The organism is Cryptosporangium sp. NPDC048952, assembly GCF_043197895.1.
GTDB lineage: Bacteria > Actinomycetota > Actinomycetes > Mycobacteriales > Cryptosporangiaceae > Cryptosporangium.
The window spans coordinates 55172-68739 of the sequence record NZ_JBICTY010000007.1; the positions used below are offsets into that span (position 1 = coordinate 55172).

The window sequence follows — 13568 nt, forward strand, 5'->3', positions numbered from 1 at the left end:
CAGCTGCCGTTCCGGCCTGCCGAGATGACTGGCATGACACCAGCGTGGCGACGCCGTCTCGCGATGGCGTGCGTGGACGTGCTGGCCCTCGCCATGGTGGGCGGGCTCGGTCTCTACCTCGCCGATGTGCAGAAACACTCACGCCAGAGCATCCTCGGCGAGTTCGACGCCCGGGGCGCGGCTGGCGGCGGACGTCAGCGGTGACACGGTCGTCGCCAGTGAGGGGAAGACCCGTGCGTGGGCGACCGAGAGTTTCTCCGGCCCAGTACCCAGCCTGAAGGCCGCACTCGACGCTCAGGTGGCCGGCGTCGACTGGCTGGCGGTGCTGGGCGCGGACGGAACGGTGCTCGGCGCCTCGCCGCGGGAAGCGAAAACAACGGCGGCCTCACTGCTCACCACCCGCGGGTTCCGGCTGGCGATCAGCACCCGCACATTGGTCTACGGTGACGTCACCACGGTCGACGGCGTCGCGATGCTGTACGCGTTCCAGCCGTACACGGCCGGCGACGAGACGCGGGTGCCGGTCGTGCCGTCCGCGGCGTCGGAGATCGCCGCGGTTCTGCGCAGCGCCCTGGACGTGACCGGTAGCCGCGCCTACATGGTCGACAGCGCCGGCGCGACGATCGTCGCCCCGAGCACGAAGCTCGACCCGCAGTTGGCCGCCGCGGCCCGGACCACGAAACGTGGGGTCACCGCGCGCGGCGACTACTACCTCTCCCTCAACGTCAGGAGCACCACCTGGCGGGTCGTCATCGCCACGCCTCGAGCGGAGCTGCTGGCTCCGGTCAAGGAAACCACCCGGGTATCTTGGCTGATCTTCGCCGGGTTCGCCGCGGCGGTCACGCTCATCATCGCGATCGGCACCGTCACCCTGAGGAGCTCTGCGCGGCTGGCGCACGCCCGCCTGCACGACACGCTCACCGGGCTGCCGAACCGGGCGCTCTTTCTCGAGCGCGCGGAGGTGGCGATGGCGCAGAAGCAGCCGGTCGCGGCCCTGTTCCTCGACCTGGACGGGTTCAAGCCGGTCAACGACACCTATGGACATGCCGCCGGCGACGAGCTGCTGGTGCAGGTGGGCAGGCGCCTGAAGGCGGCGACGAGGCAGCAGGATCTCGTCAGTCGATTCGGCGGCGACGAGTTCCTGGTGTTGTGTCGGGGGGACGCGGACGCCGTCGCCGAGCGGATCCGGCACGAACTGTCGCAGCCCTTCGACGTCGACGGGCACACCGTGCGCATCGGGGTGTCGATCGGCATCGCCACGCGGACCCAGCACACGGACAGCGCCGACACTCTGATCCACAACGCCGACCTCGCCCTCTACGAGGCCAAGCGCGGCGGCCGGGGCCGCATCGAGCGGTTCGCGTCTGTCTAGAAGGCATGTAGGCGCTGGGCGCACGGTGCTGTGTCACGCCGGACTCGCTGATCGCCATGCCGGGCGCGGCGCTGGCCGTGTGGGCTGCCGCGGTGATGGTGCCGGCCCACCGCGTCGACGGTTCGCCCGCGGCGCAGTGCGTCGTCTTCGGCGTCACGGATGTGTGCCTCGTCGTCGTGCACCACGTACGCGCTGTACCGCGGAGTTCCGGCTCCGTACCGGTGGCCGGCGACCACGGAGGAGAGGCTGAAGCTTGGCGTACGGACGCTCGCCGTGATCGTGCTCCCGTTCGGCGGGCTGCTCCCGGCCCTGTGGATCGTGGGCGGCTTCAGCCTCGCATCGGCGCCGGCGCCGCGTCAGGTGCTCGCGCTCGTGACGGTCATCTACATGCTGGCGGTCGAGATCAGCGTCGAAGTGAAGCGGTCCTAGAACCCCAACGCGGCTGCTGCCCGCTCCGGCGTCGGCGCCGACCAGTGCTCCTCGTACACCTCGCTGGTCGAGAGCGAACGCAGCGAAGCGCGGTCCAGGTACAGCACGCCGTTGAGGTGGTCGGTCTCGTGCTGAGCGATCCGCGCCGGCCAGCCCGAGAGCTCCACGGAGTAATCAGCACCGCTCCGGTCCGAGGCCGACAGCAGCACCCGGCGGTGCCGGGCCACCACAGCGGTGAACCCGCGAACGCTCAGACACCCCTCGTAGAACGCGACCTTCTCCGACCCCACCGGTGTCACCACCGGGTTGATCAGGTCCAGCGGCGCCTGCGGCGACCGCTCCCGGGCCACAGCGATGTCCGACGCGATCCGCGCCGGATCGTCGATCACCGCCAGTGCCAGCGGTATCCCCACCTGCGGCGCGGCAAGCCCCACACCCACGCCCGGCAAGTGCGCGCGCATGGCGTCCAGCAGCGCTGCCAGAAGGTCGGCAGGAAGCTGACCGTCGTACCGCGCGGCAGGCTGCCGGAGGACGGACGAACCGACCTGGGTCACGTTCCACGGCCGCGGCGCCGCGAGCAGCGCCTCTACCTGAGAAATCACGCGAGCGCGTCCGTCAGCAGCGCGACCAGCGCCTCCAACTGCACGTCCGCCGACGGCACGACCTCCTCGTCGGAACCGTCCAGCGCCCGCGCGGCCAGCCCCGCCTTGCTATCGATCAGCTCGGCGATCCGCGCGTCGATGGTCTGCGCGGCGATGATGCGCCACGCGGTGACCGGCTCGGTCTGGCCGATGCGGTGGCTGCGGTCGATGGCCTGCGTCTGCTCGGCGTCGGTCCAGGACAACTCGGCCAGCACGATGTTGGACGCCACCTGCAGGTTCAGCCCCACCCCCGCCGCGGTCAGCGAACACACCGCGATCGACACCGAGGGGTCGTTCACGAACGCGTCGATGTTCTTCTGGCGGGTGCGTGGCGTCTGGTCACCGCGGATCGACGCGAACTGCACGCCTTGCTTCTCGAACAGCGCCGAAGCCGCGTCCATGACGTCGACGTGCTTCGCGAAGAACACGACCTTGCCGGCGCTCCGGGCCAGCTGAACGGCGTAGTCGGCGGCGAGGCCGGACTTGGCCTGACCGATGCGGCGCATCATGCTGAACACGTTCTCGCCGGTCTGCTTGGCCGTGTCCTTGAGTTCGGCGCGAGCGATCCGGCGCACGAGTTCGTCATCGACAGCGTCCGAGGAGGAGGCCCGCTGGTACTGCTCCACCATCCGGCGCACGAGCTCCTTCTCCGCCGCCCGGATCGAGCGACCGGCCGAACCGTCCAGCTCCACCGGCAGGTCAGCGACGCGACGGCCCGGGATGTCGGCCGCGACGTCGACCTTGCGGCGTCGCACGATGCCCATGTCGATGACGCACTGCCTGGCCGCGGCGTAGAAGCCGGGGTCGGCGGGCGTCAGACCGGTGTCCTCCAAGGCGGCCATCAGCGCGCCGAGCGGCTTCGAGTCGTCGATCCAGCCGAGGAACTGCCAGATGGCGCGGAAGTCGTCGATGTCGTTGATCAGTGGCGTACCGGTCAGAGCCATCAGCAGCGGCCCGGGATTGCGCGAGCGGATGCGGTCGGCGATCTCGAGCACGTGCTGCGAGCGCTGCGAGGACTTGTTCTTGATGAAATGCGCCTCGTCGACGACCATCCCGCGGAACCCGAAGTTGCCGAGCCAGCCCACGTGCCGGTCGAGCACCTCGTAGTTGATGACGACGATGTCGGCGAACCCGTCGACCGTGTCGCCGTCACCCTGCACGACGGTGGCCGGGCGGTGCGGCGTCCACAGGTTCGCTTCGCGTGCCCAGTTGATTTTGACGACGTTCGGCACGACGACGAGCAGCGGATACGCGTTCGCGGCCTCGGCGGCGAGCAGCGCCTGGGCGGTCTTGCCGAGGCCGGGCTCGTCGGCGAGCAGGAACGTGCGGTGGCCGTCGGCGGCCGCGGCGACCATTCGTGCCTGGTGGGGCATGAGTTCTTTGCCGCTGGTACGGCGCAGCTCCCACGGCGCGGGCAGCGCCATGCAGGCCGCGTCGCCGCTGCCGGCGCGCTCGAACGAGTTGAGCAGCGGATTGATCAGTTCCCAGCTGGTCAGGCGGCGCGAGCGGACGGCGGGGCGCTGCGCGTACGCGTCGAAGTCGGGGGCCAGGAACGGGTTGGCGAGCTGCCGGGTGACCACCGACTGGGGTACGACCCGGCGTTCGGGCGTGGTCGGTGTCGGCGGAGGCGGCGGGGCCTCCTCCGGGGCCGTCTCGATGCCGACGGTCTGCAGCATCTCGCGCTTGAGCGAGCGGGTCGCGTCGGAGACGACGGCGTCCTCGGCGAGCAGTTCCATCAGCCCGGTGTCCCGGACGGCGGTGGTGGCCAGGATCTGCGCGATCCCGTCCAGTCGTTTCAGCTGTTCAGTGCTGTTGGCGGCCGTCCGGAGACGGGCGCGCTCGTCGCGCAGCAGCAGGAAGACGGCATGAAATTTGGTGCGCACGGCAGGCGTCACGCGCCCGCGCTGGGCAGCCGTCTCGATTTCCCGGGCGGTGCCGGCGAGCAACGCGATGACGTCCCCGCGATTTCTACCCCGCTGCGGATTACGCGGGGCGGGACGGCGAGCGCCGGTGCGACGCTGGCCAGGTCGAGCCACAGATTCCTCCTTCGGACGCCGGGCGAATTCGCCGCGGCTACAGGGCGTCGGGTGCACCGGCGGGCCTCGTGGCGCCGAATATGGCGACGACCTGCGACTACGGCGTGGATCTGGCCTCGGCAGGCGTCTTACGGACGCGTGGTTCGGGTAGCTGGTGCCTCGCTGGTGTCAACACGCGCGAGGCCACATGATTCCCGCGACGAGCGCGGCGATGCAATGACGACGCCATCAGATTACACCGATGCCGTGTCCCGTGCGTCACCCCCATCACGGGTCAATGGCGGGACCCCCTTCCCGGAGGTCCCGCCACACCCTCATTCCTCGACGGTGGCCACGATCTCGTCGGACTCCGCGAAGCTCAGCTCCGCTGCGTGCGACGCGTCGCGCAGATCGTCGGCAACGGCTCGGAAGGCGGCCACGGACGGACCGGTCACCGTGATACGCGCGACCTCCGTGCGGGGCGACAGCCGCGCCGCGGACTTGGCCTTCCGGATGGCAGCGATCGCTGCCGACGCGGCCGGAACCAGCTCCGCGTCGCCGTCCGTCGCCAGATCAGCGGGCCACGGAGCCCGGTGCACCGACCCCTCGTGGCTCCACGACCACACCTCCTCGGTGACGAACGGCAGGAACGGCGCGAGCAGCCGGGTGAGCACGTCCAGCGCCTGCCGCAGCGTCGCCTGCGCCGACGCGTCGCCCGCGTACGCGCGCGCCTTCACCAGCTCCAGGTAGTCGTCGCAGAAAAGCCAGAAGAACCGCTCCGCCCGGTTGAGCGCGGTCGTGTAGTCCAGCGCGTCCAGCGCCGTCGTGCACTCGCTCACAACGCCTGCGATCGACGTCAGGAGCGCGCAGTCGTAGGGCGCGGTCACGGCGCCACCCGGCTCGAAGCCCAGCACGAAGCGCGTCGCATTGAGCAGTTTTGTGGCCAACCGGCGGCCGATCTTCATCTGCTTGGTGTCGAACGCGGTGTCGGTGCCCGGGCGGCCGTTGGCGGCCCAGTACCGCACCGCGTCGGCGCCGAAGTCGTCGAGCAGATGGGTGGGCGTGACGACGTTGCCCTGCGACTTCGACATCTTCTTGCGATCGGGGTCGAGGATCCAGCCGGAGAGGGCGGTGCTCTTCCACGGCAACACGCCGTGCTCGAGGTGCGAGCGCACGACCGTGGCGAACAGCCAGGTGCGGATGATGTCGTGCGCCTGGGGACGCAGGTCCATCGGGAAGGTCTGCGCGAACAGCTCCGGGTCGGTGAGCCAGCCGGTGACCAGCTGCGGGGTGAGCGACGACGTGGCCCAGGTGTCCATCACGTCCTTGTCACCGACGAAGCCGTTCGGCTTACCGCGCTGCTCCTCCGGGTAGCCGGGCGGGCACGCGTCGGACGGGTCGATCGGCAGCGTGGCCTCGTCGGCGAAGATCGGACTGTCGTAGTCGGGCTCGCGCTCGGCCGACACCGGGTACCAGACCGGGAACGGCACGCCGAAGAAACGCTGACGGCTGATCAGCCAGTCGGCGTTCAGGCCGCGCACCCAGTCGTCGTACCGGGCTTTCATGTACGACGGGGTCCAGCGCAGTTCCTCGCCGCGTTCCAGCAGCTCGGTGCGGTGATCCAGCGTGCGGATGAACCACTGCCTGCTGCTGACGACCTCGAGCGGACGGTCCCCTTTCTCGTAGAACTTCACCGGCCGGGTGGTGGGCCGCGGCTCGCCCCGGAGCGCCCCGGCTTCGGTGAGGCGTTCGAGGAGGAGCTCGCGGGCGGAATGCATCGTCTTGCCGACGAGTTCGTCCATGAGCTTCTGGGCAGTTTGCGGTTCTGCAGTGGGCAGGGTCGCGAAGTCCAGCGGCAGCACGCGTCCGTCGCGGCCGACGATCGTGCGGGTCGGCAGCGACGCATCGCGCCACCACTGCACGTCGGTGACGTCGCCGAACGTGCACACCATCGCGATGCCCGTGCCCTTGTCGGGGGCGGCGAGCGGGTGCGCGATCACCGGAATCTTGACCTTGAACAGCGGGGTCTCGACCTCGGTGCCCACGAGCGGCGCGTAGCGCTCGTCGTCGGGATGAGCGACGAGAGCCACGCAGGCGGGAAGCAGTTCCGGGCGGGTGGTCTCGATGAGGACGTCGCCGAAGGCGAGTGTGTAGAAGTTGCCACTGACCTCCTTGTCCACCACCTCAGCGTTCGCCACCGCCGTGCCGAACGTGACGTCCCACATCGTCGGCGCCTCGGACTGGTACGCCTCGCCGCGCTGCGCCAGGCGCAGGAAGGCGGTCTGCGACGCCCGCTGCGCCGCCGCACCGATCGTCGTGTAAGTCATAGACCAATCCACCGACAATCCGAGCCGGCGCCACATGTGCTCGAACTGCTTCTCGTCGTCGCCGGTGAGCAGCTCGCAGAGCTCGATGAAGTTGCGGCGGGAGATGGGCTGTTGGCGTTTCCCACCGGGTGCGGGCGGCTTGAACGCCGGGTCGTACGGCAACGACGGATCACAGCGGACGCCGTAGTAGTTCTGCACCCGGCGCTCGGTGGGCAGGCCGTTGTCGTCCCAGCCCATCGGGTAGAACACCGACTTGCCGCGCATCCGCTGGTAGCGGGCGACGATGTCGGTGTGGGTGTAGCTGAACACGTGCCCCACGTGCAGTGATCCGCTGACCGTGGGCGGCGGCGTGTCGATCGAGAATACGTCGGAACGCGATACAGCCCGCTCGAAGCGATAGAGACCGGATGCCTCCCAGGCATCGGACCACTTCTCCTCCAGACCCTCGAGCGAGGGCCTTTCCGGAGCGGCTGCTGAATCGGTCACCGATACACCTTCCTCTTCGACGGGCTGTCGTAACGATCATCGTGCACTGTCGGACCAGTCAATTAGGGTCGGGGCGGTGGAGTTCGAGTTCGACGCCGTCGTGTGGGAGTGGTGCGGGCCGGCGCCGTCCACCTGGTGATCGGGGCCCGCTAGTCGGGAACGGCCGTCCGGGGTGGCCGCGCACGGACAGTTGTGCGAGCCGCATGGTTCATAGTTGAGCCATGGCGGAAGCGGGATATCGACGTTCGGCAGGGTCGGCACGAGGGCAAGCTCGGCAGCAGGAGCTCCTGGAACGGGTGGCCGACGACCTGGCCGTCAACGGGCTGGTCGACTTCTCGCTCCGGCGTGCGGCCCGCGCCGCCGGAACCACCCACAAGGTGCTGCTCTACCACTTCGAGAGCGTCGACGACCTGCTCGCCCAGGCCATCCTCCGGCTGCGCGGACAGCGCATCGAGTCGGCGTTCGCCGCTGCCGCCCGGCTCCCCACCCTGGCCGCAAGGGTCGGGGCCCTGTGGACGACCCTGGCCGGGGAGCAGTCGCGGGTCCTGGACCAGGCGATCGGGCTCGTGATGTACGACCCGGTCCGCTACGCCGAGCTGGGCCGCAGCGCGTCCCGGGACTACCTCCCCACCCTCCTGGCGCTCTGTCCCGAAGCCTGGTCCGAGGAGCGGAAACGGGAGGTGTCCGAGCTCATCCTGGCCACCCTGCGCGGGTTCCTCGTCGCCTGGCTGACCGGTGGGGACACCGTCGGTGTCGAGGCCGGGTTCAAGGCGCTGTTCCGGGCTTTGGAACGAGAAGAAGCCGACGGGCTGTAGACAGTCTGCGAACCAGGTGGTTCTCTTTTAGGTATGGAGACACGCCAGCAGGTCAGCTTCCGCAGCGGTCGCGACGAGTGCGCGGCTTGGCACTACCCCGGCACCAACGGGGCGTGCGTCGTCATGGCCGGTGGGTTCGCGGTGCCGAGAGGCCCGGGCACGGACCGGTTCGCCGCCCGCTTCCACGCGGCCGGCTACAGCGTCCTGGCCTTCGACTACCGGCGCCTCGGCGACAGCACCGGCGAACCCCGGCTGGTACTCCCGGTCAGCGACGCCGTCGCCGACTGGCACGCCGCGCTGACCCACGCCGCGACGCTTCCCGACGTGGATCCGACGAGGATCGCCGCCTGGGCGTTCTCGATGTCCGGCGGGCACCTCTTCACCGTCGCCGCCCAGCACCCCGGCCTCGCCGCCGCCATCGCGCAAACCCCGAACGCCGACGGCCTCGCCGCCACCCGGAACGCGGCCCGGTACCAGAGCGTCGGCGCGCTGCTCGGGCTCGTCGGCCGCGGTGTCGTCGACGCGCTCGGCGGTCTTCTCGGTCGCGCACCGCTGACGGTGCCGACGGCCGGGGCCCGGGGCACGGTCGCCGTGCTCACGACGCCCGACGCCGCTGACGGGGATCGCGCCCTCGACCCCGACGACGAGTACTCCGAGTGGACGCGGACGGTGGCCGCCCGCTCCACGCTGAGCCTCGCCACCTATCGCCCCGGTCGGGACGCGGCCGCGGTGCGCTGCCCGCTGTTGGTCGTGGTCTGCGACGACGACCAGTCAGCTCTCGCGGCCCCGGCGGTCGCGGCGGCGCAGCGCGCTCCTCGCGGCGCGCTGGTCCGCCTGACGGGCGCCCACTACGCGCCGTTTCTCGACCAGCACGAGGCAGCGGTGGAAGCCGAACTCGACTTCCTTGCCCGCGCGCTTACTTCGTCGACGTCCGATCGATCGTCATGACGAGGACGACCCGGTTCGCCTTGTCGGCGGGTGGGGTGGCGTCGGCATTGCCGTAACGGTGGGACAGCTGCACGAAGTAGGCGCCGTCGGGGTCGGGGACGACGTCGGTGAGAGTGCCGGCGACCTCGATGTAGCGTTCCGGGTCCGCGGGATCGGTCACCGACAGCGCCATCGACGGGTTGTGCTGCAGGTTGCGGAACTTCTGCCGGGCGGACGTGTGGGTGAAGCGCACGTGCGTGCCGTCGTACTCGAACCACATCGGAGTGACCTGCGCGGTGTTGTCAGGCCGGATCGTCGCGAGGTGGCCGATCAGCGGTTCCTCGAGGAGGGGGCGGTGGCTGTCGGGGACGACAGGCATGTGGCTTCTCTTTTCGCAGTGGGAGCGGCCGGCGCGCTCACCATTCTGCCCGCACCGTCGGACGCAGGGCTTTCGGCAGGGTTGACAGCGCGCAGGCGACCCGGTCCGATGGCTGCGTGAAGGCCGTCACCTACACCCGTTACGGGGGGCCGGACGTCCTGCAGCTGGCGGACGTGTCCACGCCGGCTCCGGGCGACCGGGAAGTCCTGATCAGGGTGCGCGCGGCCGAGGCGACCAAGTCAGACTGCGAGTTGAGGAGCTTTCGGAGCTCGGTGAAGTGGACCTGGCTTCCGTTACGCGTCGCGCTCGGAGTCCTCAGGCCGAGGCGTCGCATCCTGGGTATGTATTTCGCCGGTGAGGTGGTCTCGGTGGGCGGGCGGGTCACCTCCTTCGCCCCGGGTGACGAGGTCTACGGCTGCACCGGCCTCCGTCTGGGCGCCTACGGTGAGTACCTCGTGCTCCCCGAACGCGCCGCCATCGGGCCCAAGCCACGCACTATGAACTTCACTGAGGCGGCCGCTGTCCCGCTCGGCGGGCTCAACGCCCTGCACTTTCTGCGGCGCGCGGGGATCGAACCGGGAGAGCAGGTGCTGATCAACGGGGCGGGCGGCAGTATCGGCGCCCATGCCGTCCAGATCGCCCGCTCGATGGGCGGGCAGGTCACCGCGGTCGACCACAGGATCAAAGAAGATCTAGTCCGACGCCTCGGTGCCGGCGACTTCGTGGACTACACCACCGACGATGTGACGGCCCTGGGCCGGAGCTTCGACGTCATCTTCGACATGGTCGCCGGGAGCTCGTATCGCGGTTTGATCGGCATGCTCCGACCGGGCGGGCGCTATCTCCACGGCAATCCCCGCCTGTCGGTGCTGCTGCGCTCGGTGCTGCACAAGACCGTCACCGTGGCCTTCGCCTCGGAAACGAGGCAGGACCTCGCCGCCCTCACGCGGATGATCGACGCGGGAGAGATCCAGTCAATCGTCGACCGGGTGTATCCGATGGCGGAGGCGGCCGACGCCCATCGCCGAGTCGAGACCGAGCAGCGCTTGGGTGCGGTCGTGATCGCCATCAACTAGCGGGACAGACCGCCCGCACGCCCCCGGGACTCATCGGCTCCTCGTCGTGCTCTTCTGGTGGTCATCGCCGGGGCAGCGTGTACGGCAACGCGCCGATCGTGTTGGCGGCGATAGTGATCGCCACGTTCCTCCCGCTGGCCAGGGCGCTCCGGTCGTTCTGGCTCCCGGTGAAGGCGCTGTTGCTCAACGTCGTATCGATCGGCGCGGCCTATGGGCTCACGGTGCTGATCTGGCAGGAAGGGCTGGGGACCCGAAGCGGTGTTCGGCGCGGACGCCAGCGGCGCGATCGTGATCTGGGTGCCGGTCGCAGCATCGGGAGCACTGGTCGGCTGGTCACCTCGGCGGCGCTGATCCTGTTTCTTTCGTTCGTGGCGTTGTCCACCGTCCCGACGATCGACGTGAAGATCCTCGCCACCGCCTTGGCGTTGGGAATCGCGATAGACGCAGTCATCGTCCGCGCGCTGCTGGCGCCGGCCCTGGTCGCCGTCCTGGGTCAGGCCAACTGGACGATGCCCGGGCCCCTCGCCACACTGCTGGTCATGCGGGCGAACGGGCGGCCGGCGACTGCGGTGCCGGCGAGCGAGCCCGAGGCGACCAACCGCAGCTGACCGCGGCCGAGCCCAAGGCCGAGCCTGGCCGGGAACTCAACTGCTCCGGGGGCAGCGCCCGCTCGCCGCACGCGACCGTCAGGCGACCGCCTCTGCACCGACCGCCTTGGCGTAAGCGACCGGATTCCCGTACGCATCGATCCGACCGATCTTGCCGTCGACGATGACGAACTTGAAGACGTAGATGTTTCGATACGGCTCACCGGTCTGCGCGTTCACCAGTTCGCCGCGCCCCTCGGCGAACACCACGCCTGCTCGTTCATCGGCGTAGAACGTCATGCCCGTCATCCGGACCGTCGAGAAAGTAGTAATGATGCTGGTCATGTAACCGAGCACTGCTTGCTTGCCGTCGAACACGTCCCACGGCTCGAGACTGCCGTCGAGCGACATTCGAACAGCTTCGACGACGTCGTCCGCGAGCAGCGGCTCGACGAGCTCCAGCGATTTTGTCTGCAATGCCTCGAAATACGTCTCGGCTATCGATCGCATGTCGATTCCCTTCGCACGGCTTAGAGATGACTTGGAGTCGGTCAACGGCCGATCGAGGTGTCCACGAACGAGTCATTCGCACGATGGCGCTGTCGATACTGGCCGGCAGGTATGCCGTACTCACGTTTGAAGGCGTTCGCGAACGCATAGGAGGAGCCGTAACCGCTCCGTTGCGCGACGGCGGACAACGGAGCATCAGTCGTCTGGAGCAGGCGCGCCGCGGTCGTGAGCCGCCACCACGTCAGATAGGAGAGCGGCGGCAGTCCGACCAGGGCGGCGAACCTACGGGCGAACGTCGCGCGGGAAAGACCCACTTCCTTTCCCAGCGACGCTACGGTCCACGGATGAGCGGGGTCATCGTGCATGGCACGCAGCGACTGCCCGATCTCCTTGTCCCCGAGCGCGACACACCAGCCGGTGCTCTGCCGCGTCGCGCGTTCGGTGAACCAGGCACGGATCAGCTGCACGAACAGCACGTCGAGCATCGCCGGAAGCACCAGATCCCGGCCAGGTGTTCGTGCGGAGAGCTCGCTCGACAGGAGGTCGATCGTGGCTGGAAGATCCGGGCCGGTATCCGCCCGCGCGGGAAGGCACACCAGGTCGGGCAGAGCGACGCGTCGTGGGTCGCCAGGGAGCAGCAACCGCCACGCCCCGAGCCCCGTCGGCTGTACACCTGGGCGCCGAGGTGTCGGCGTAGTAGCTCAACAGGGCTTGAGGGCAGCTGGAGATTCCGTGTGCGGCCATGGCCAGCAGCAGGGTCTGGGCGTAATACGGGTAGCTCTCCAGGGGGATACAACCTCGCCGGGCGCGGTCGTTCAGGCCTCGATCGAATCGCTCGCGCTCATCGGGAGGTCGAAGACGACCAGCCGCTTCGCTCGAGTCCGCAGGAACTCCCCCACGACGAGATGCTCGGGATGAGGCAGGTACGCCTCCAGCCCATCCCGGCTCGCGAACCGGATGACGAGTCCCCACTCGAACCCGTCCTCCAGGCCCTCGGGACTCACGCTCCCCCCGCACTCGGCGCTCTGCACGAACGGCAGCGGGACGAGGTGGCGGGCGACGAGCTCACCAGCCTGCCGCGAAGCGGTGAGCGGCTCGCTGTGCCACTCCACGAGAACGGCGTGGATGATCCCTTGCACCGCACCAGCGTAACCAGGCAGCCACGCCACGCAGACGTACCCCACGTCCGCGACGACGCGTGCGCTTGACAAACCGGCGCTCGCCGAGCTGCTCACCGGGACCTGAGCCCCAACCCGGCTTCGTCAGTAGCTGTAGTTGACTCCCGCCGGCCCGGTGGGGCTGCGGTCCACCCGAGCCGGGTCGCAGTACGCGTATGCCTCGGTCCGGCTCGGATCGGCCCCGGCGGGCACCCCCTGGACCTGCTTCTCCGAGTCGGTCCGGGCACCGGGCCGGCACACCGCGTCCGGGCCGTCGTCGATGCGCGCGCCGCCGAGGAGCTTGCCGGTGGAATCGCGGAACAGCAGCGACACCCCGTGCCGCGCGACGTTCCGGCAGTACGGAGAGGTGACGGTGACGCCTCCGGCATCCCGATAGGTGGCGGTCACCGATCGGAACCCCTGCTTTCCAGCGTCGAGCCAGTGGGTCTGGCCGACCACGACACCCGGCCGGGACGGACTGACCGCACCCTCGATCCACGTTGCCGCACCGACCCGCTGACCCGGCAGGAGCACCGGGATCTCGAGAAACCAGTCAGGCCCGGCCGGCGTGAAGGTGATCCGGGTGCGGTAAGCGACCCGGTCCTTACTCGTGTTCTGCACGACGGCGGCCAGCGCGACCCCGCCGGCGGTAGGACTCCACCCGCTCTCGACGACCCGCACGTCATCCCCGGCCGGTTCCGAGCGCGCGTCCGGTGCCGTGTCCGGCACATCGCAGGACGACGCCGTGTCGTCGCCGGACCAGGCCCGGATCACTGCGGCGGACCCACCCACGAGAACGACGACGAGGACCGCGAAGAGCAGCCATCGGGTGCGACGCATGGATTCC

General features: G+C 69.4%; 15 protein-coding genes and 1 pseudogene. 7 read left to right on the forward strand and 9 right to left on the reverse strand.

Features of this window, described 5'->3' with window-relative positions; translation table 11 throughout:
- The first annotated feature begins 33 nt into the window (after positions 1 to 33).
- The 3 genes from ACGFY5_RS33740 (at position 34) to ACGFY5_RS33750 (ending at position 1801) form a co-directional block, all read left to right on the forward strand.
- On the forward strand, positions 34 to 204 hold the full coding sequence (locus ACGFY5_RS33740; protein ID WP_392726519.1) for a hypothetical protein: 171 nt from the start codon (positions 34 to 36) through the stop codon (positions 202 to 204).
- 94 nt (positions 205 to 298) lie between these two features.
- Entirely contained in the window at positions 299 to 1372 is a 1074-nt protein-coding gene (locus ACGFY5_RS33745) for a diguanylate cyclase domain-containing protein (protein WP_392726521.1), read from the forward strand.
- Positions 1373 to 1645: 273 nt separating this feature from the next.
- On the forward strand, positions 1646 to 1801 hold the full coding sequence (locus ACGFY5_RS33750) for a hypothetical protein (protein ID WP_392726523.1): 156 nt from the start codon (positions 1646 to 1648) through the stop codon (positions 1799 to 1801).
- Here ACGFY5_RS33750 and ACGFY5_RS33755 read toward each other — a convergent pair.
- The 3 genes from ACGFY5_RS33755 to valS all read right to left on the reverse strand — a co-directional run bounded on the left by ACGFY5_RS33755 (position 1798) and on the right by valS (position 7270).
- Entirely contained in the window at positions 1798 to 2403 is a 606-nt protein-coding gene (locus ACGFY5_RS33755) for a peptide deformylase (protein ID WP_392726525.1), read from the reverse strand. The two genes, ACGFY5_RS33750 and ACGFY5_RS33755, sit on opposite strands and share 4 nt — an antisense overlap.
- Positions 2400 to 4478 (reverse strand): DEAD/DEAH box helicase, encoded by a 2079-nt coding sequence (locus ACGFY5_RS33760; RefSeq protein WP_392726528.1) that lies wholly within the window; start codon positions 4476 to 4478, stop codon positions 2400 to 2402. The genes ACGFY5_RS33755 and ACGFY5_RS33760 overlap by 4 nt, the downstream gene beginning before the upstream one ends.
- A gap of 314 nt (positions 4479 to 4792) precedes the next feature.
- The gene (gene valS / locus ACGFY5_RS33765; RefSeq protein ID WP_392726531.1) at positions 4793 to 7270 is read right to left on the reverse strand and encodes a valine--tRNA ligase; all 2478 of its coding nucleotides are present in this window, start codon (positions 7268 to 7270) and stop codon (positions 4793 to 4795) included.
- A gap of 221 nt (positions 7271 to 7491) precedes the next feature.
- Here valS and ACGFY5_RS33770 point away from each other — a divergent pair, with 221 nt between their 5' ends.
- Positions 7492 to 8085: a TetR/AcrR family transcriptional regulator gene (locus ACGFY5_RS33770; RefSeq protein ID WP_392726533.1), complete on the forward strand. Its 594-nt coding sequence runs from the start codon at positions 7492 to 7494 to the stop codon at positions 8083 to 8085.
- A 33-nt stretch (positions 8086 to 8118) separates the two neighbouring features.
- The gene (locus tag ACGFY5_RS33775) at positions 8119 to 9033 is read left to right on the forward strand and encodes an alpha/beta hydrolase (protein ID WP_392726535.1); all 915 of its coding nucleotides are present in this window, start codon (positions 8119 to 8121) and stop codon (positions 9031 to 9033) included.
- Here ACGFY5_RS33775 and ACGFY5_RS33780 read toward each other — a convergent pair.
- Entirely contained in the window at positions 9002 to 9391 is a 390-nt protein-coding gene (locus ACGFY5_RS33780; protein WP_392726537.1) for a PPOX class F420-dependent oxidoreductase, read from the reverse strand. The genes ACGFY5_RS33775 and ACGFY5_RS33780 overlap by 32 nt on opposite strands.
- Positions 9392 to 9507: 116 nt before the next feature.
- On the opposite strand from ACGFY5_RS33780, the gene ACGFY5_RS33785 reads away from it, so the two are divergent.
- On the forward strand, positions 9508 to 10467 hold the full coding sequence (locus ACGFY5_RS33785) for an NAD(P)-dependent alcohol dehydrogenase (protein WP_392726540.1): 960 nt from the start codon (positions 9508 to 9510) through the stop codon (positions 10465 to 10467).
- A gap of 77 nt (positions 10468 to 10544) precedes the next feature.
- Entirely contained in the window at positions 10545 to 11075 is a 531-nt protein-coding gene (locus ACGFY5_RS33790; RefSeq protein ID WP_392726543.1) for an MMPL family transporter, read from the forward strand.
- A gap of 78 nt (positions 11076 to 11153) precedes the next feature.
- On the opposite strand, the gene ACGFY5_RS33795 is transcribed toward ACGFY5_RS33790, so the two are convergent.
- From ACGFY5_RS33795 to ACGFY5_RS33815, 5 genes and pseudogenes are all read right to left on the reverse strand, one after another.
- Positions 11154 to 11609: a nuclear transport factor 2 family protein gene (locus ACGFY5_RS33795; RefSeq protein WP_392726546.1), complete on the reverse strand. Its 456-nt coding sequence runs from the start codon at positions 11607 to 11609 to the stop codon at positions 11154 to 11156.
- Positions 11606 to 12205, reverse strand: a complete 600-nt coding sequence (locus ACGFY5_RS33800; protein WP_392726548.1) for an AraC family transcriptional regulator — start codon at positions 12203 to 12205, stop codon at positions 11606 to 11608. Before ACGFY5_RS33800 ends, ACGFY5_RS33795 begins: the two co-directional genes overlap by 4 nt.
- Before the next feature lie 43 nt (positions 12206 to 12248).
- Positions 12249 to 12332: pseudogene (locus ACGFY5_RS33805) on the reverse strand (oxidoreductase); the annotation flags it as partial.
- Between the two features lie 47 nt (positions 12333 to 12379).
- Entirely contained in the window at positions 12380 to 12703 is a 324-nt protein-coding gene (locus ACGFY5_RS33810) for a Dabb family protein (RefSeq protein ID WP_392726550.1), read from the reverse strand.
- Between the two features lie 123 nt (positions 12704 to 12826).
- Positions 12827 to 13561, reverse strand: coding sequence for a hypothetical protein (locus ACGFY5_RS33815; RefSeq protein ID WP_392726552.1), 735 nt, complete (start codon positions 13559 to 13561; stop codon positions 12827 to 12829).
- Between the last annotated feature and the right edge of the window lie 7 nt (positions 13562 to 13568).